General features: G+C 65.1%; 15 protein-coding genes, 1 riboswitch and 1 other annotated feature. Of the genes, 13 read left to right on the top strand and 2 right to left on the bottom strand.

What is annotated here, in order from left to right; all coding sequences use genetic code 11:
- Positions 1-57 precede the first annotated feature (57 nt).
- The 9 genes from zwf to HDIA_RS13685 all read left to right on the top strand — a co-directional run bounded on the left by zwf (position 58) and on the right by HDIA_RS13685 (position 10,811).
- Positions 58-1,542, top strand: a complete 1,485-nt coding sequence (zwf, locus tag HDIA_RS13725) for a glucose-6-phosphate dehydrogenase (RefSeq protein WP_099556678.1) — start codon at positions 58-60, stop codon at positions 1,540-1,542.
- A gap of 109 nt (positions 1,543-1,651) precedes the next feature.
- A complete protein-coding gene (edd, locus tag HDIA_RS13720; RefSeq protein WP_099556677.1) occupies positions 1,652-3,469 on the top strand; it encodes a phosphogluconate dehydratase in 1,818 nt (605 codons plus the stop codon).
- Between the two features lie 109 nt (positions 3,470-3,578).
- A complete protein-coding gene (locus HDIA_RS13715; protein ID WP_099556676.1) occupies positions 3,579-4,382 on the top strand; it encodes a peptidoglycan-binding protein in 804 nt (267 codons plus the stop codon).
- A gap of 158 nt (positions 4,383-4,540) precedes the next feature.
- A complete protein-coding gene (locus tag HDIA_RS13710; protein WP_099558897.1) occupies positions 4,541-6,844 on the top strand; it encodes a xanthine dehydrogenase family protein molybdopterin-binding subunit in 2,304 nt (767 codons plus the stop codon).
- A gap of 66 nt (positions 6,845-6,910) precedes the next feature.
- Complete coding sequence (locus HDIA_RS13705) at positions 6,911-7,831, top strand: DMT family transporter (protein WP_245883869.1); 921 nt, start codon at positions 6,911-6,913, stop codon at positions 7,829-7,831.
- Between the two features lie 99 nt (positions 7,832-7,930).
- Positions 7,931-8,033: riboswitch (TPP riboswitch) on the top strand.
- Between the two features lie 38 nt (positions 8,034-8,071).
- On the top strand, positions 8,072-9,112 hold the full coding sequence (gene thiO / locus HDIA_RS13700) for a glycine oxidase ThiO (protein ID WP_099558895.1): 1,041 nt from the start codon (positions 8,072-8,074) through the stop codon (positions 9,110-9,112).
- The gene (gene thiS / locus HDIA_RS13695; RefSeq protein ID WP_099556675.1) at positions 9,097-9,294 is read left to right on the top strand and encodes a sulfur carrier protein ThiS; all 198 of its coding nucleotides are present in this window, start codon (positions 9,097-9,099) and stop codon (positions 9,292-9,294) included. The genes thiO and thiS overlap by 16 nt, the downstream gene beginning before the upstream one ends.
- Positions 9,295-9,304: 10 nt before the next feature.
- Positions 9,305-10,111, top strand: coding sequence for a thiazole synthase (locus HDIA_RS13690; protein WP_099558894.1), 807 nt, complete (start codon positions 9,305-9,307; stop codon positions 10,109-10,111).
- 70 nt (positions 10,112-10,181) lie between these two features.
- Positions 10,182-10,811, top strand: a complete 630-nt coding sequence (locus HDIA_RS13685; protein WP_099556674.1) for a thiamine phosphate synthase — start codon at positions 10,182-10,184, stop codon at positions 10,809-10,811.
- 16 nt (positions 10,812-10,827) lie between these two features.
- Here the strand turns inward: HDIA_RS13685 and HDIA_RS13680 are convergent, their stop codons facing one another.
- The gene (locus HDIA_RS13680) at positions 10,828-11,064 is read right to left on the bottom strand and encodes an Lrp/AsnC ligand binding domain-containing protein (protein ID WP_099556673.1); all 237 of its coding nucleotides are present in this window, start codon (positions 11,062-11,064) and stop codon (positions 10,828-10,830) included.
- Between the two features lie 129 nt (positions 11,065-11,193).
- Between HDIA_RS13680 and thiD the strand changes: the two genes are divergently transcribed.
- From thiD to HDIA_RS13660, 4 genes are all read left to right on the top strand, one after another.
- Positions 11,194-11,994, top strand: coding sequence for a bifunctional hydroxymethylpyrimidine kinase/phosphomethylpyrimidine kinase (gene thiD / locus HDIA_RS13675; RefSeq protein WP_099556672.1), 801 nt, complete (start codon positions 11,194-11,196; stop codon positions 11,992-11,994).
- Between the two features lie 342 nt (positions 11,995-12,336).
- Positions 12,337-13,599: an OmpP1/FadL family transporter gene (locus tag HDIA_RS13670; RefSeq protein ID WP_157775631.1), complete on the top strand. Its 1,263-nt coding sequence runs from the start codon at positions 12,337-12,339 to the stop codon at positions 13,597-13,599.
- 189 nt (positions 13,600-13,788) lie between these two features.
- Positions 13,789-13,844: a sequence feature (sul1 is cis-regulatory element that is thought to sense ions involved in sulfur or methionine metabolism; They are found in Alphaproteobacteria), on the top strand.
- A gap of 67 nt (positions 13,845-13,911) precedes the next feature.
- Positions 13,912-15,396, top strand: coding sequence for a SulP family inorganic anion transporter (locus tag HDIA_RS13665; protein WP_099556670.1), 1,485 nt, complete (start codon positions 13,912-13,914; stop codon positions 15,394-15,396).
- A 365-nt stretch (positions 15,397-15,761) separates the two neighbouring features.
- Entirely contained in the window at positions 15,762-17,168 is a 1,407-nt protein-coding gene (locus tag HDIA_RS13660) for a chemotaxis protein (protein WP_157775628.1), read from the top strand.
- 49 nt (positions 17,169-17,217) lie between these two features.
- Here the strand turns inward: HDIA_RS13660 and HDIA_RS13655 are convergent, their stop codons facing one another.
- The gene (locus HDIA_RS13655) at positions 17,218-18,207 is read right to left on the bottom strand and encodes a threonine ammonia-lyase (RefSeq protein ID WP_099556668.1); all 990 of its coding nucleotides are present in this window, start codon (positions 18,205-18,207) and stop codon (positions 17,218-17,220) included.
- Positions 18,208-18,291 lie beyond the last annotated feature (84 nt).

The raw sequence follows: 18,291 nt of genomic DNA, 5'->3' as shown, positions 1-18,291 counted from the left end.
CCCACCTCGTCCAGGATGGGCCGGACATTGCTCAACCGTCCTATCGCAAGGAATCCCATGACATCCCGGATCATCGTCGTTGACCCATTCGACTATGTCGTTTTCGGAGGCACGGGCGATCTCGCCAGGCGCAAGCTGCTGCCGGCGCTTTATCATCGCGATCTGGACGGCCAGATTCCCGACGAGGCGCGTATCATCGGCGTCTCCCGCAAGCCGCAGTCGGACAAGGCCTATCGCGAACTCGTCAAGGAAGCGCTGGAGGCGCATCTGAAGCCGGAAGAGATGGACAAGAAGGTGCTGCAGCGCTTTCTGGCCCGCTGCTTCTTCGTCGGCTGCGATGCGACGTCGGAGGCCGGTTGGCCCGATCTCGCGGCAACGCTCGAGGCCGGCAAGGACCGTATCCGGGCGTTCTATCTTGCGACCAGCCCGGATCTTTTCGGGCCCATCTGCGACAATATCGGCAAGCACAATCTCATCACCGAGCAGACGCGCGTCGTCGTCGAAAAGCCGCTCGGCAAGGATCTGGCTTCCGCGAAGGCCACCAACGATGAGGTGGGCCGGATCTTCAAGGAAGAGCAGATCTATCGAATAGACCACTATCTCGGCAAGGAGACGGTGCAGAACCTGATGGCGCTGCGCTTTGCCAACGCCCTGTTCGAGCCGCTGTGGGACAACGCCTATATCGACCACGTGCAGATCACGGTGGCGGAGTCGCTCGGGGTCGAGGGCAGGGGCGACTATTACGATACGTCCGGCGCGCTGCGCGACATGGTGCAGAACCACATCCTGCAGCTGCTCTGCCTCGTCGCCATGGAGGCGCCGTCGTCGATGGATGCGGATGCCGTTCGCGACGAGAAGCTGAAAGTGCTGAAGTCGCTCAAGCCGATCACCGACGGTGACGTCAACACCGTGACCGTGCGCGGCCAGTACAAGTCAGGCGTCAATGAGCAGGGCGTCGTGCCCGGCTATCTCGACGAGGTTTCCAACAAGTCGAGCAAGACCGAGACCTTTGTCGCCATCAAGGCGGAGGTCGGCAACTGGCGCTGGGCCGGCGTGCCCTTCTACCTGCGCACGGGCAAGCGGCTTGCAACGCGTGTCTCGGAGATCGTCGTTGCCTTCAAGGAAATCCCGCACTCGATCTTCGGCGAAGCAGTGCCGGCCAACGAACTCGTCATCCGCCTGCAGCCCGACGAGGGCGTGAAGCTCTGGCTGATGATCAAGGACCCCGGTCCCGGCGGGCTGAGGCTCAAGCGCGTGGCCCTCGACATGACCTTCGCCAACGCCTTCAAGGTGCGCAATCCGGACGCCTACGAGCGGTTGCTGCTCGATGTCGTCAGGGGCAACGCGACGCTGTTCATGCGCCGTGATGAGGTCGAACAGGCCTGGACCTGGATCGATCCGATCCTCCAAGCCTGGAAGGAGAGCGACAAGGCGCCGAAGCCCTATATGTCCGGTTCCTGGGGACCGGACGAGGCACGCGACCTCATCCGCGCCGACGTGCCCACGCGCGAGTGGCATGAGAAGTCGCTGACGATGGAGTAAGGCCGAGGGGCGCCGGGCCACTGGTCCGCGCGCCCGGCCGATCCATATCGATCCTATGTGGCGAGCCGGCGGATCGCCTGGCCGCTCCCGAAGACAAAGGACGGATGCCATGACCCTTCACGCCCGCATCGGCGAAGTCACCGAACGCATCGTCAAGCGCTCCTATGACGACCGCCAGCGCTACATGGAGCATACGGCAAAGCAGGCCGAAAAGGGGCCGCGCCGTTCCCGCCTTGCCTGCGGCAACCTTGCCCACGGCTTTGCCGCCTGCGGCGTTTCCGACAAGGCGGCGCTGAAGGGCGACGTCGTTCCGAACCTTGCGATCATCACCGCCTACAATGACATGCTCTCGGCGCATCAGCCGTTCGAGCGCTTTCCGGATCTGATCCGCGAGGCGGCGCGCGACGTCGGCGCGGTGGCGCAGGTCGCGGGCGGCGTTCCGGCGATGTGCGACGGCGTCACGCAGGGCCAGACCGGCATGGAACTGTCGCTCTTTTCTCGCGACGTGATCGCGATGTCGGCCGCCGTCGGCCTCAGCCATGACATGTTCGACGCGGCGGTCTTCCTCGGCGTTTGCGACAAGATCGTGCCCGGTCTCCTGATCGCGGCGCTGTCCTTCGGTCATCTTCCGGCAGTTTTCGTTCCGGCCGGGCCGATGACGAGCGGCATCACCAACGACGAGAAGGCGAAGACCCGCCAGCTCTATGCGGAAGGCAAGATCGGCCGCAAGGAACTGCTGGAATCGGAGAGCGCGTCCTATCACGGCCCTGGAACCTGCACCTTCTACGGCACGGCGAATTCCAACCAGATGCTGATGGAGATCATGGGCCTGCACCTGCCGGGCTCGTCCTTCGTCAACCCGAATACGCCCTTGCGCGATGCGCTGACCCGCGAGGCGGCCAAGCGCGCGCTGGCGCTGACGGCGACGGGCAACGAATACACGCCGATTGCCGAAGTCATCAACGAGAAGGCGGTGGTCAACGGCGTCGTCGGGCTCAACGCGACGGGCGGATCGACCAACCACACGATGCACCTGATCGCCATGGCGAAGGCGGCCGGAATCCGACTGACCTGGGACGATTTCTCCGACCTCTCGGACGTGACGCCGCTCGTCGCGCGGGTCTATCCGAACGGCATGGCCGACGTGAACCAGTTCCACGCCGCCGGCGGCATGGGCTACCTTATCTCCACGCTGCTCGACGAGGGGCTGCTGCACGAGGACGTCAAGACCGTCTGGGGCAGCGGGCTTTCCGGCTACAAGGTGGAGCCGAAGATCGACGCGGACGGGACGGTCAAGTGGCAGCCGATCCCCGGCGACAGCGCCGATGAATCCGTGCTCCGCCCTGCCTCCAATCCCTTCCAGGCGACGGGCGGCCTGCAGGTTCTCAAGGGCAACCTCGGACGTTCGGTGATCAAGATCTCGGCCGTGAAGGCGGATCGCCACATTATCGAGGCCCCGGCCATCGTCTTCCACAGCCAGGAAGCGATGCAGGATGCCTTCAAGGCGGGTCAACTCGACAAGGATTTCGTCGCCGTCATCCGTTTCCAGGGGCCGAAGGCCAACGGCATGCCGGAACTGCACAAGCTGACGCCTGCGCTCGGCGTCCTGCAGGATCGCGGCCGCATGGTGGCGCTTGTGACCGACGGGCGCATGTCGGGTGCGTCCGGCAAGGTGCCGGCGGCGATCCATGTGACGCCGGAGGCTGCCGATGGCGGCCCCATCGCCAAGGTGAAGACCGGCGATATCGTGCGCCTCGATGCGACGACCGGAACGCTGGAAGTGCTGGTCGATGCCGCCGAATGGGACGCGCGCGAGATCGTGACCGCCGACCTGTCGGATAACGAATGGGGCATCGGCCGCGATCTTTTCACCTCCTTCCGCCGCGCCGTCGGCCGGGCGGAAGAGGGCGCCAGCGTCTTCGGGTGATGCCGGCGGCGGGGCCATGAGGCCCTGCCGTGCCGCTTATTCATGATCGCCCGGACGGAGTGATCCTTCAGCTTGCGTGCAGTTTTCGCCGCTTGCTGGAGGACGTTCCATGACCGGGCTGAACGAAGAGCTTCTCAAGGACATCGCTCCACGCGTGTCGGGCGCGCGGGCCGCCCATCAGGCCGAGATCCTGTCCGAGGTCGGCGCTGCCCTTGCCGGGACGCTTGCCGATTACGGGATTGCGACGCGGCTTCGCGTCGCTCATTTCCTTGCCCAGATCGCGCACGAATCGGACGGTTTCTGCACGACCGAGGAATACGCCAGCGGCCGGGCCTACGAGGGGCGCAAGGATCTCGGCAATACCGAGCCGGGCGACGGCGTGCGCTTCAAGGGGCGGGGGCTCCTGCAACTCACCGGCCGGGCCAACTATATAGCGATGTCCGATACACTCGGGCTCGATCTTGTCAGCAATCCGGCCCTCGCGGCCGATCCGGCCATCTCGCTCAGGATCGCCTGCGAATACTGGTACAGCCGGCAGATCAGCCGCGATGCCGACCGCGACGACATCATCGCGGTAACGCGAAAGGTCAATGGCGGGCTTAACGGCCTTGCCGACCGGCGCGTCTATCTCGGCAAGGCCAAAGTGGCGCTGGCCCAGGCAGAGGCGGGCTCTCTTGCCTTTGAGCCAGGCGCTATGGCGAATCTCCATCGTGGTCTGGTTGGCGATGCCGTCGCCATCCTCCAGAGCCGTCTTGTCGCGCATGGCTATCAGATCGCCATCGACGGCGATTTCGGCCCCGGCACCGAAACGGCGGTCCGGCTTTTCCAGCGTGGCTCCGGCCTTGTGACGGACGGCATAGTGGGCCCGGCGACATGGTCGGCCCTCAATGGATCATCGGAGCAGGCGGCTTGACGCGGCGTTGACCGATGGCGTCGGAGGTTGACAGCCGACAGGTCCGCATTTCACCCTAGGCCGGCTTTGCACAGGCGCTCTCGTGGCCTATATGTGCAGTGCAGCAGGCGCTTCGTGTGCGCCTTACCTTGCTCACCGTCATCGTCAAGGTCTCCCACATGCTCAGTTCTCCTCCGCCCAAGTTCGGCATCGGCGCGCCTGTGCGCCGCCGCGAAGATCCTGCCTTCATCACGGGAACCGGCCGCTATACCGACGACATCGCTCCCGAAGGCGCCTTCCATGCCGTCGTGCTGCGCTCGCAGATGGCGCACGCGAAGTTCACCATCGAGGGACTGGACGACGCGCGGGCGCTGCCGGGCGTGAAGCTGATCCTGACCCATGCGGATATCGCTCATCTCGGTGGGCTGCCCTGTCATGCGGCGATGAAGCAGTCGGACGGAACGCGCATCAAGGTGCCGCCGCATCCGGTGCTCGCCGACGGCGTCGTGCGCCATGTCGGCGACCCGATCGCCTTTGTCGTCGCCGACACGGCGATCGCCGCGCGCGATGCGGCGGAAGCCATCATGGTCGACTATGAGGGCCTCGATGTGGTCGTGGATACCGCAGCGGCGCTGTCCCCGGATGCACCGCTGGTGTGGCCCGACAAGGGCACCAATCTCGCCTTCGAATATCACGGCGGCGACGAGGCCGACGCGGACAGAGTCTTTGCGAAGGCCGACCGGGTCGTGTCGATTTCGATCATCAACCAGCGTCTCGTCTCCAACTACATGGAGCCGCGGTCGGCCATCGGGCAATACGATCCCGAGACGACCCGCTACACTCTGACGACGGGAACCCAGGGCGGCCACGAGATGCGCCATGTGGTTGCCAAGGACATCATGAAGATCGACGAAAAGCGGCTTCGCGTCGTCACGCCGGACGTCGGCGGCGGCTTCGGCACGAAGAACTTCTGCTATTCGGAATATCCGCTGGTGCTGATTGCGGCTGAAAAGCTCGGCGCGCCGGTGAAGTGGACCGGCGAGCGCTTCGACCATTTTGTCATCGACAGCCACGGCCGCGACAATGTCACGACCGCCGAGGCCGCCATTGACGCCAATGGCAAGATCCTCGCGCTCAAGGTCGACCTCGTCGCGGCGATGGGCGCCTATCTGCACCAGTTCGGGCCCTATATCCCCCAGGGCGGCATCCTGATGGCGACGGGGCTTTACGACATCCCGTCCTTCTTCGTGCGCGTGCGCGGCGTCTACACCAACACGACCGCGACCGACGCCTATCGGGGAGCGGGCCGTCCGGAGGCTGCCTATCTGATCGAGCGCCTGATCGACAAGATCGGCCGCGAGACAGGCCTCGGGCAGGTGGAGGTGCGCCGGCGCAACTTCATCCCGCAGGAGAAGATGCCCTATACGACCGTCAGCGGGCAGTTCTACGACAGCGGCGAGTTCGAGGGGCATCTCGCGGAAGCGCTGAAGCAGTCCGATTTTGAGGGGTTTGCCGCGCGCCGCGAGGCGGCGAAGGCCAAGGGCCTGCTGCGCGGCATCGGCCTTTCGACCTATGTCGAGATCTGCGCCTTCCCGGGCTCGGAAGAGGCCAACATCACCGTCAACGACGACGGCAGCGCGACGCTCTTCATCGGCACGCAGTCGAACGGGCAGGGGCATGCGACGGCCTACGGCCAGGTGATCGCGGAGTATCTCGGTCTCGATCTTGAGAAGGTCGAGACGGTGCAGGGCGACACCGACCGGGTGCGTACCGGCGGCGGCACGGGCGGTTCGCGCTCGATCCCGCTCGGTCTTGCCTCGGTGGACATTGCATCGAAGGTCCTCGTCAAGCAGCTCAAGGAGCTTGCCGCCGACAAGCTGGAAAGCGCGGTGGAGGATCTGGAGCTTGCCGAGGGACAGGTGCGGGTCGTCGGCACCGACCGGGCGGTTTCTCTGTCCGAACTGGCGAGTGGCACGGCGGACAAGGACAAGCTGAAGGCGAGCGGCAAGTTCCAGCAGGACGGCGCGACCTACCCGAACGGCACCCACGTTTGCGAGATCGAGATCGATCCGGACACCGGCGTCACCAAAATCGTCAACTACACGATCGTCGACGACTTCGGCGTCACGGTGAACCCAATGCTGCTGGAGGGGCAGGTGCACGGCGGCGTCGCGCAGTCGATCGGCCAGGCGCTGCTCGAAGGCACCGCCTATGACGAGAGCGGGCAGCTTCTGACCGCCTCCTTCCTCGACTACACCATGCCGCGGGCGGACGATCTTCCGTCCTTCCACTTCGCAACCCGCAACGTCCCCTCGACGACCAACATGCTCGGCATCAAGGGCGCGGGCGAGGCGGGCACCATCGGCGCGACGCCGGCGGTGATGAACGCGGTTGTCGACGCACTCGACGCTGTCAGGGGCATCCGGCATTTCGACATGCCGGCGACGCCTGCGCGCCTCTGGCATGCGCTGAACGAGGCTTGATTTCGAACGCCGGGGAGCAGAAACAAAGGTCTCCTTGCTTTTTGCCCGCTCTCCGGAGTTCGTTCCGTGCCCAATCCCCTGATCGGCGTTGCCATGAAGGTGGCTTCCACCGCCTTCTTTGCCGTCATGATGGCACTGGTCAAGATCGTCTCGGAGCGACTTCCCCTGGGTGAGGTCGTCTTTGCCCGCTCGTTCCTCGGTCTCATTCCTGTGCTCGTCTGGCTCTGGTACCTGCGCCAGCTGCCGGCGGCGCTGAAGACCAAGCGGCTCGGCGGGCATTTCATGCGCGCCTTTGCCGGCACCATCTCCATGTTTTTCTGGTTCGGATCGCTGGCGCGGTTGCCGCTGCCGGACGCGACCGCGATCAACTATGCCGCGCCGCTGCTGACGACGGCGCTCGCGGCGCTTCTCCTCGGGGAGGTCGTGCGCGCCTATCGCTGGTCGGCCGTGACCGTCGGCTTCATGGGCGTCCTCGTCGTCCTCTCGCAGCATTTTTCCGGTCTTGATCACTTTGCCTCGAATGAGGGTTCCGTCGGCGCGATGATGGCGCTCGGCTCAGCCACCTTCGCGGCGCTGGCGATGATCTCGATCCGCAGGCTCTCCGGCACCGAGCATTCCGGCGCCATCGTCTTCTATTTCATGACGTCGGCCTCGCTGCTGTCGCTTGTCTCGCTGCCCTTCGGCTGGGTCGTGCCGTCGATGTCCGACATGGGGCTTCTCGCCGTCATCGGTCTTCTCGGCGGCTTCGGCCAGGTCTTCCTGACGCTGAGCTATCGCTATGCGGAAGCCTCCGTCATCGCGCCCTTCGACTATGCGTCGATGATCTGGGTGATCCTGCTCGGCTTCTTCATCTTCGGCGAGGTGCCGACGTCCGCCGTCATCATCGGCTCGGTCATCGTCGTCGGCGCCGGCGTGTTCGTGATCCTGCGCGAGCGGCAACTCGGCATCCAGCGCGCACGGGCGCGCAAGGCCTCGACGCCGCTTTGAGTGGCGTGTCTCCGGTCCGGGGGCAGTTTTCGCCGAAACGGGCAACAGATTTGATGCGAATCGATGCCTTGACACATGGCCTTTGCCAACTCACATTCCGCCCGTGACGAGGGGCGCCCCGGGTAACTACCCGCAAGGCTGAGATGCACCCTTTGAACCTGATCTGGTTTGAACCAGCGTAGGGACGTCGACGGCGCATTCCGCCACCGCCTTTCGTTCCATGCTGGCGACGAGGGCAATGTGAACAGTTTCCCATCCTCACCCGCACATGCGGCGACCGGCGGCAAGCTCGACGTTGCCGTTGTGGGCGCCGGCGTTGCCGGTCTCGTGACGGCCCTTCTGGCCGTGCGGGAGGGGATGCGCGTCGGGCTCTTCGAGCGGGAAGAGGATTTCTCGGGCTCGGCCGCCTGGCGGGCCGGTGGCATGCTGGCGCCGTTTTGCGAGGCGGAAGGCTCGGAAGAAGACGTCGTCCGGCTGGGCCTCAGGTCCATGCAGCTCTGGCCGACGCTCTACAAGGGCGTGCGCCGTGAGGGCACGCTGGTGGTGGCGCCGCCGCGCGACCTTGCCGGGCTGACCCGCTTCGGCCGTCTCACCGAGGGGCACGATTCCGTCGACGCGAGCGAGATCGCCTTGCTGGAGCCTGATCTCGCGGGCCGTTTCCGCACCGGCCTGTTCTACGGCGGCGAGGGCCATCTCAACCCGCGCGAGGTGATGCCGGCCCTGCTTGCCGAACTCGTCTCCCATGGCGCGACCGCGACCTTCGGATGGACGGGGGAGATCAAGGGACTTGCCGCGGACCGTGTCGTCGACTGCCGCGGGCTCGGCGCACGCGACCGCTTTCCCGACCTTCGCGGCGTCAAGGGTGAGATGGCGGTGATCCGGGCGCCGGATTTGGCGCTGAACCGGCCCGTGCGCCTGCTGCACCATCGCCATCCGCTCTATGTCGTGCCGCGCGGCGACGGCGTGCACATGATCGGCGCGACGACGGTCGAGACCGACGTCGGCGACGGGGTCACCGTGCGGTCCGCCGGCGAACTGCTGACGCAGGCCTACAACCTGCATCCGGCCTTCGGCGACGCGGAAATCGTCGAGTTCAATTCGGGTCTGCGCCCGGCTTTTCCCGGCAACGAGCCGCGCATCGTCGACGGCGGCCGGGTCATCGCGGTCAACGGGCTTTACCGTCACGGTTGGCTCATCGCACCGGCGATGGCCGAGATCGCCGTCGGGCGGCTCACCGACCGCATCAAGGAGCATGAGGTGCTGACATGCGTATCCTCCTGAACGGCGACGCCGTGGATTTCGAGGCGGCGACGCTCGCCGACTTCGTCGAAATGCAGGAGTTCGACCCCGATATCGTCGCGACCGCCGTCAACGGCGAGTTCGTGCCGCGCCTGGAGCGCGCCGAGATGCTGCTTGCCGACGGCGACCAGGTGGAAGTGTTCAGCCCCCGGCAGGGAGGATGACGAGATGGATATGCCCAACACCGAGAACGACACCCTCGACCTTTACGGGACCCGCGTTGCGAGCCGCTTTCTGATCGGCACGGCGCGCTATCCCTCGCCGGACCATCTGAAGCGGGCGGTGATCCGGTCGGGCGCCGAAGTCGTGACCGTGTCGCTGCGCCGGGAATCCTCGGGCGGCGAGAAGGCGGGTCATGCCTTCTGGCAGCTGGTGCGCGACCTTGGCGTCAAGGTGCTGCCGAACACCGCTGGCTGCCACACGGCACGCGAAGCGATCAAGACCGCGCAGATGGCGCGCGAGGTCTTCGGAACGCCGTGGATCAAGCTTGAAGTCATCGGCGACGACGCGACCCTGCAGCCCGATCCCTTCGGGCTGGTCGAGGCGGCGCGGGAACTGACAGATCAGGGCTTCGAGGTGTTCCCTTACATGACCGACGACCTCGTGCTGGCCGACCGGTTGCTGGAGGCCGGGTGCAAGGTGCTGATGCCGTGGGGCGCGCCGATCGGTTCGGGCAGGGGGCTCAACAATCCCTATGCCCTGAAGCTGCTCCGGGCGCATGTGCCGGGCGTGCCGCTGATCGTCGATGCGGGCCTTGGCGCGCCGAGCCACGCGGCGGCAGCGATGGAACTCGGCTACGACGGCATCCTGCTCAACACGGCGGTCGCGACCGCCGGCGATCCGCCGATGATGGCCGAGGCTTTCGGCAAGGCGATCGAGGCGGGCCGTCTCGGCTTTCTCGCCGGAATCATGGAGCAGCATGACGTGGCGCATGCCTCGACGCCGGTCTTCGGCGCACCGTTCTCGCCGTTTTCTTCCTGATATCGCGATGATTTCCCGTCCGCTTTCGTGAACCGACGAAGCGGACGGCAACAAGAAGAATGGTTCGGAAATGCCTGAAACCCTCGATCGTTTCTATCTCGTCATCGACCGGCTGCACTGGCTGCCGCGCTTCCTGCCGCTGGGACTGAAGTTCGTCCAGCTTCGCATCAAGGATCAGCCGGACGACGTCGTGCGCGCCGAGATCGCCGAGGCGATCCGGCTTTGCAAGCAAGCCGGCTGCACGCTGGTGATCAACGACTATTGGCAGATGGCCATCGAGTTTGGCGCCGAATGGCTGCATCTCGGCCAGGAGGATCTGGAGGTCGCCGACGTCGCGGCGATCCGCAAGGCCGGCATCAAGCTCGGCATTTCCACCCATTCCGACGAGGAACTGGAGACCGCCCTTTCGGTGAAGCCGGACTATGTGGCGCTCGGCCCCGTCTACGAGACGACGCTGAAGGTGATGCCGTGGAAGCCGCAGGGGCTGGAGCGGGTCGCCAAATGGCGGGCGCGGCTCGATATTCCGCTGGTCGGCATCGGCGGCATCACGCTGGAGCGGGCGCCGGGCGTCTTTGCCGCTGGCGCAGACAGCATCTCGGTCGTCTCCGACGTCTTGCGCAATGCCGATCCCGATGCACGCCTCAAGCAATGGCTCGACGCGCGGGGAAGCTGGACGCGGTCGGAACTGGCGAGCGCCTGATCCGGCCCGCCGAGGCTCAGAAGGCCTTGAAGGTCGGGATGGTCTTGGTGTCGACGATGCCGTGGATCACATGCAGCTTCTCGTTGACGAAATGGCCGATGTCGGCGTCCGCCTCGACATAGAATTTCACGATGAGGTCGAAGTCGCCCGCGATGGAATAGACCTCCGAGGCAATCTCCGCGTCGGCGATCGCGGCGGCCACCTGATAGGACTTGCCGAGCTGGCATTTGACGAAAACGAAAAAGGGCTTCATCGCGGCGTCTCTTCGAACTTCATGGCGACCGGTCGTCCGGTCCGGTTGGCGGGCAGTCGACCACGTCGGTGACGGTGAGGCAAGGGACGAAGTCCATACAATCGGGACAGGGAAAAGGGAACACACTTCATGACCGCCATTGCCGTGACGATCGCCGGCTCCGACTCCGGCGGAGGGGCAGGAATCCAGGCCGATCTCAAGACTTTCTCGGCGCTTGGCGTCTACGGCGCCTCGGTGATCACGGCGCTGACGGCGCAGAACACCAAGGGTGTGACCGGCATTCACGCCGTGCCGGCGGATTTCGTCACGGCGCAGATCGATGCGGTCTTCTCGGACCTTGCGGTGGATGCGGTGAAGATCGGGATGCTCGCCGATCCGAATGTCATCCGCGCGGTTTCTGCCGGTCTCGATGCCTACGAGCAGACCACCGTTGTGATCGACCCGGTGATGGTGGCGGCAAGCGGCGATCCGCTGCTCGTGCCAGAGGCGGTGTCGACGCTGATCGAGGAATTGCTGCCGCGCGCGCTGCTGCTGACGCCGAACCTGCATGAGGCGGCACGGCTGCTCGGCGGACCGGTCGCCTCGTCACGCGAGGAGATGGAGGCGCAGGCGCGGGCTCTGAAGGCGATGGGGCCGCGCAACGTTCTGGTGAAGGGCGGTCACGGTGAGGGGGCGACAAGCGAGGATGTGCTCGTCGGCGACGAAGAGGTCCGCTGGTTCTTCGCCCCGCGCCACCAGACCATGAACACCCACGGCACCGGCTGCACGCTGTCCTCGGCCATCGCGGCCGGGCTTGCCAGGGGCAAGTCGCTCACTGAGGCGGTGGAAGCGGGCAAGGCCTATGTCACGGCGGCCATCGTCGCCGCGGACGAGCTGCGAATCGGCCATGGCCACGGGCCGGTGCATCACTTCCACGGGCTCTGGCACTGAGCCATTCTCGCCCGCCCGGTCTGGAAGTGTCACCTCGGCGTCACACTCGTTCAAAACCTTTGCAGGTGCGCCGAGGCCGCCCTTTGGCGGCCCCAATGGCGGTCGTTTTCAGCCGCCAAGAGCCAGCCAGTCTAATTGACTGATCAGACTGGCTTAATCGATCCAGAAGCGATGTTTTTGCCGAAATGCCGGCCCGAGCGATGACATACCGCCTCGCTTGCCGTCGCCCGATCGGCAGTTATTGCCGATTGGCGACATTCCGTTGTCCCGCCATCCTCTCCCGGTCAGAAAGGCTGCCAGGATGCGGATGGTTGGTTGATGTCTGATCGGAATTTGCGGAACGTGAGGCGGCTGAACGTTCTTGCCGCGGTGGCGCTCGGCGCCGTCGTTGCCTCCGGGGAGTGTCAGGCCGGCGGTTTTGCTCTTCGCGAGCAGTCGGCTGCGGGGCAGGGGGCGAGCTTTGCCGGCGCTGCCGCGCCGGGAGACAGCCCCTCCGCCATGTTCTGGAACCCTGCCGCCATCACGGCCTTCGACGGGGTGACGATCGAGGCCGATCACTCACTCATTCTTCCCCGGTCGTCGCTGTCGGTCGATCCGTCGATCAGTTCGCTCGCCGGCTTCGGGTTCGGCAATGGCGGCGATGTCGGGATCGATGCCTATGTCCCCTCGTTCTACGGCACATGGCAGGTGAATGACGAGGTCTATCTCGGCCTCTCCGTCAACTCGCCCTTCGGCCTTGCCACCCACTCCGAGACGCCCTGGGTGGGCCAGAGCGAGCATCTTCGCGCCAAGGTTCGCTCGGTGGCGGTGACGCCGACGGTCGGCTACCGGATCAACGACATGATCAGCGTCGGTGTCGGGGCAACGACGCAATACATGTCCGTCAGCCTCAGCCGCATGCCCGTCCTTGCCTCTTCGCCGCTGACCTTTGGAACCGGGACCATCGAGGGCGAGGACTGGAGCTTCGGTGCAACGGCGGGACTGACCCTGACGCCCATGGAGGGAACCGAGATCGGCTTCGGCTACCGGTCGCCGATGATTGTCTCGCTCGATGGGTCGATGCTGGTGACCTCGGGGGGCGCGGCCGTTTCGTCGGTCGAGACGACGGCCGGCATCACCTTGCCGGAAACGGTGACGCTCGGGCTGCGGCAGGCGATCAACGACCGCTTCACCCTGCTTGCGGGGCTTGAATGGACCAACTGGAGCCGGCTCGGCACGGTTCCGGTCGTTGCCTCGTCAGGGGCGACGGTCTCAACGCTCGCGTTCGAGTATGGCGACGGCTGGATGGTCTCGCTCGGCGGGGAATATGACTTCAGCGATCAACTGACCTTGCGGGCGGGCGCGGGCTACGAATGGTCGCCGGTCAAGGACGCGCATCGCTCCATGCGGCTGCCGGACGCCGACCGTCTCTGGCTTTCGGCCGGCGCGAGCTATGAGTTTTCCAGCGCCCTGTCGCTGGATTTTGCCTACACGCATATCTTCGTCAGTGACGCGCCGGTTTCCGTTGCGACCGACGCGGCCATTGGCGTCATCGGATATGGCGGCACCGCCGAAGCCGATATCGACATCATCTCGGCCGCCCTGCGCTACAAATTCGGCGGCTGATCCGGGCTGGCGACACAGTCGGGCCGACCAGGCCGTCGATCCCATGCGATTTCATTCTCCGAGATCACCGAAGGGTGCTCAAGCCATGCTTTTATTGCATGGCATGCCTGTTTGCTGCGTCTGAACTGCAGAAAGTTCGGTCCGCCTGTTGCACTGCGGTAGAACTCTCGGTTATGAAACGAGTATTCGCACGGACCCGGTGAAAATCCGGGTGGCTCCTCCGGCCGCCGAACCGCCGGACAACCCGATCCTGTCGCTCCTTCAGCCTGCGGTTTCGCGCGGGGCGGCACTCATCGTGGAAAATTCTCCTACATGACATTTCTTTCCTCCTATTCGCGGGAATGGTTTCGCAACATCCGTGGCGACATCCTGTCCGGCATCGTCGTGGCGCTGGCGCTGATCCCCGAGGCGATCGGCTTTTCCGTGATCGCCGGCGTCGATCCGAAGGTGGGTCTCTATGCATCCTTCGCGATCGCCTGCGTGTCGGCCTTCGTGGGCGGGCGGCCCGGCATGATCTCGGCGGCGACCGCCGCAACAGCCGTGCTCATGGCGAGCATCGTGCGCGACCATGGCCTCAACTATCTCTTCGCCGCGACAATCCTGATGGGCGTCATCCAGATCATTGCCGGCTGGATCAAGCTCGGCCGCCTGATGCGCTTCGTCTCGCGCTCGGTGATCACCGGCTTCGTCAATGCGCTGGCGATCCTCATCTTCATGGCGCAGGTGCCCGAACTCGTCGGAGTGCCCTCGGTGACCTACCTGTTTGTCGCGGGCGGTCTCGCCATCATCTACCTGTTTCCTTACGTCACCCGCGCCATACCGGCCCCGCTTGTCGCCATCGCCGTTCTCACCGCGATTGTCTGGGCCGTGGGCATCGATGTCCGCACCGTGGGCGATCTCGGCGAATTGCCGTCGAGCCTGCCGGTCTTCGCGCTGCCCGACGTGCCGCTCAATCTCGAGACGCTTCAGATCATCTTCCCCTATTCGGTGACGCTGGCGGCCGTGGGCCTGCTGGAGTCGCTGCTGACGGCGCAGATCGTCGACGACATGACCGACACGCCGAGCCGCAAGAGCCAGGAGTGCATCGGGCAGGGCGCCTCGAACATCGCTTCGGCGCTGATCGGCGGCATGGGCGGCTGCGCCATGATCGGCCAGTCGGTGATCAACGTGCGCTCCGGTGGCCGGGGCCGGCTTTCCACCTTCGTCGCAGGTGCCTTCCTGCTGTTCCTGATTCTCGTGCTCGACGATCTCGTGCGCATCATCCCGATGGCGGCGCTGGTGGCGGTGATGATCATGGTTTCGATCAGCACGTTTTCGTGGAGTTCGATCCTTGATCTCAGGCGCAATCCGCTGCCGTCCTCTATCGTCATGCTTGCGACGGTTGTGACGGTGGTCGCCACGCACGATCTTGCCAAGGGCGTTCTGATCGGCGTGCTGCTGTCGGGGGTCTTCTTCGCCGGCAAGGTCGCAAGGCTTGTGCAGGTCGAGCGCAAGCTCGACGAGGACGGCCGGACGGTGACCTATGTCGTGCGCGGCCAGATCTTCTTTGCCTCGGTGGAAACCTTCCTTGCCGGCTTCGACTTCTTCGACCCGCGCGAAAAGGTGGTCATCGACCTGATGGGCGCGCATTTCTGGGACATCTCGGCGATTGGCGCGCTCGACAAGGCCGTCTTCAAGTTCCGGCGGTCCGGTGCGGACGTGACGGTCAACGGGCTCAACGAGGCCAGCGCCTCGATGGTCGACCGCTTCGGCGAGCACCACAAGTCGGACGAAGCCATCCCCGCCGGCGCCCACTGAGGCGGGCAATCCGGCGACCGGCTGCTGACCGGAAGACACAGCGCGATCATGTGATGTTTTACATCCTCTCCCGTGAAAGACCGGGGGAGGCCAAGGTGCCTTGTGCGTAAATCGACGGTTGTGCCAAAGACGATCCGACGGCCTCTACACTGCGGAAAAGCCTGCGCCCCGCGTTGCCTCGAATTGAACGAGTCCATAAACTTGCTAGTAGGAATCAGCCGCTAGCATGTCGACTTGTTCTGCCATTCGTCCCGAAGACGTCGGGGTCGAGGCGGGGTGAAGCGATATCCCGTACTGCATCGGTCCGGTCTGGACCGATCGTGGGAGCGTAGGCGTCTCAGGAACATCAGGCGGTCTCGATAGACATGACACAGTCGCAAGTCCCATCCCCGCTGCGAGAGCAGGACTACGAAGCGATCGAGAATGCGGTGATGGAGACGGAGCGGGGGCGCTGGTTCCTTGCCGAGTATACCCGCCGCCACCGCGCCGCCGACACGGTGATGGTGATGGACGCCGTGCAGAGGCTTGAGAAGCTTCTGCATCGCGAGCGCCGCCCGGACATCGACCGTATTCGCCTCGACATCGGCGAAATGAAGGACGCCATCGAACGGACCAAGGCGGAAATCGCCGAGATCAAGTTCGAGGGACCGGACGGCAGCCGCTTCAACCAGGCCTCCGACGAGCTCGATGCCATCGTCTCCCAGACGGAAAACGCGACGTCGGAAATCCTTGAGGCCGCCGAAAAGATCCAGGAAATTGCTTGGACGATGCGCGAGGCGAAGATCGAGCCGGAGATCTGCGACGCCATCGAGCTTCTGACCACCACCATCTACACGTCCTGCTCGTTCCAGGATCTGACCGGCCAGCGCACCCACAAGGTCGTGCATGTGCTGCGTTATCTGGAGAGCCGCATCGACGCGATGATCCAGATCTGGGGTCTCGACGACAGTGAGGCCCGCGCGGCCGGCGGCTCGGCGAAGCCCGCCAATCCGATGGACACGCGGCCCGATGCGCACCTCCTCAACGGTCCGCAGCTTGAAGGCCAGGGCGTGGCGCAGACCGATGTCGACGACCTGATGGCCTTTGATGCGGCGTCGATGGCCGACGAAATCAGCTTCGACGCCATTGCCTCCGACGATGACGCGGGCGACGAGCCCGCCGATCATGGCTTCGGCGCCGACGATGCGGCGGCAATGGCCGACGAAATCAGCTTCGATGCCATCGGTTCCGACGATGAGGCCGGGGACGAGCTGTCCGGTCAGGATTTCGGCGCGGATGATGCTGCGGCGATGGCCGATGAAATCAGCTTCGACGCTATCGGTTCCGACGATGAGACAGAGGACGAGTTGTCTGGCCAGGATTTCGGCGCGGACGATGCGGCGGCGATGGCCGATGAAATCAGCTTTGACGCCATCGGTTCCGACGATGAGACCGGCGACGAATTGCCCGATCAGGACATGGGCGAAGACGATGCGGCGGCGATGGTCGACGAGACCGGCTTCGATGCCATCGCGGCGTCGGATGACGGCGAGGACGGCGCGAACCCGGACATTGCCGAGGACGACGGTTCCGTCGATCCGGAGGGGCATCTCGACGAGGCGATCTTCGCCATGGAGGACGAGGTCCAGCCCGACGACACGGACGAGGACCTTGCCGCCTTCATTGCCGACGGCCGCTCGGACGTCAAATCTCCGTCCGATGCGACGGAGAAAGGCGCCGAAGACGCTCTGAAGGCCCTGTCGCCCAAGGAGCGCATGGCGCTTTTCGCCTGATCGGACCAAGACGTCATCGATCAGGGACGTTCCCGGCGCGCGTGGCCTGTCAGAGGCCTAGCGCGCGGCCCAGCATCGCATCATCGATATTTCCACCGGTGCCGATCACGACGACCGTGCGGCCTTCGAGCGGTATCTTGCCGTTGAGGATCGCGGCGAGGCCAATCGCGCCGCTCGGTTCGAGCACGATCTTCAGGCGTCTGGCCGCGAAGGCGACGGCGGCAAGCGCCTCTTCGTCGGTGACCGCAACGCCCGATGTCACCGTCCGGCTGTTGATGGCAAAGGTGCGATGGCCGGGCATGTTCGCCAGCAGACCGTCGCAGACGGATCCGGTCTTCAATGCGTTCGAAAGCCGTTCGCCGCTCGCGAGGGAGCGGGCATGGTCGTCGAATCCGGCGGGCTCGCAGGTATGCACGGCGCAGTCCGGGGTGAGCGCTTCGAGGGCGAGTGAAACGCCGGCCGTCAGTCCGCCGCCGCTGGCGCTGGCGAGCACCGCATCGGGCCGCAGGCCCATCTCGGCCAACTGCTGGACGATTTCCAGGCCCGCCGTGCCCTGTCCGGCAATAATGCCGGGATCGTCGTAGGGGTGGACGAAGGTCGCGCCACGCGCCGCGCGGATTTCCTCGGCAATGGCCTCGCGGTCCTCGGTGGCGCGGTCGTAGAAGACCACCTCGGCGCCATAGTCGCGCGTGTTGGCCACCTTGATCACGGGTGAATCCTCCGGCATCACGATGGTCGCCGGCATGCCGAGAATGCGCGCCGCCAGCGCCACGCCCTGGGCGTGGTTGCCGGACGAGCAGGCAACCACGCCCGGCGCACGCTGGCTTTCGGGGATCATCGAGAGCCGGTTGAAGGCACCACGAAACTTGAACGATCCGGTCCGCTGAAGGCATTCCGCCTTGACGAAAAGCCGGCCTTCGGGGCGGTCGAAGACGCGGATCAGGGGCGTGCGCACGGCCTCGGCGGCAATGCGCCTGCTCGCCGCCTCGACGTCGGCGAAGACGGGCAGATCGGTCAGGGTGGGCGTATCCAAGGGCATGCTCCGGCACAGCGATGAGCCTGACGGCACGCAGCGCTCGGCCACATGCGTTCGCAGGCAGACGGGACGAGCCGTATCGCGTCG

The sequence above is a fragment of the Hartmannibacter diazotrophicus genome (assembly GCF_900231165.1).
Classification (GTDB): Bacteria; Pseudomonadota; Alphaproteobacteria; order Rhizobiales; family Pleomorphomonadaceae; genus Hartmannibacter; species Hartmannibacter diazotrophicus.
Note: the sequence above shows the minus strand (reverse complement) of the source record. Positions and strands in the feature narration are given on the sequence as shown.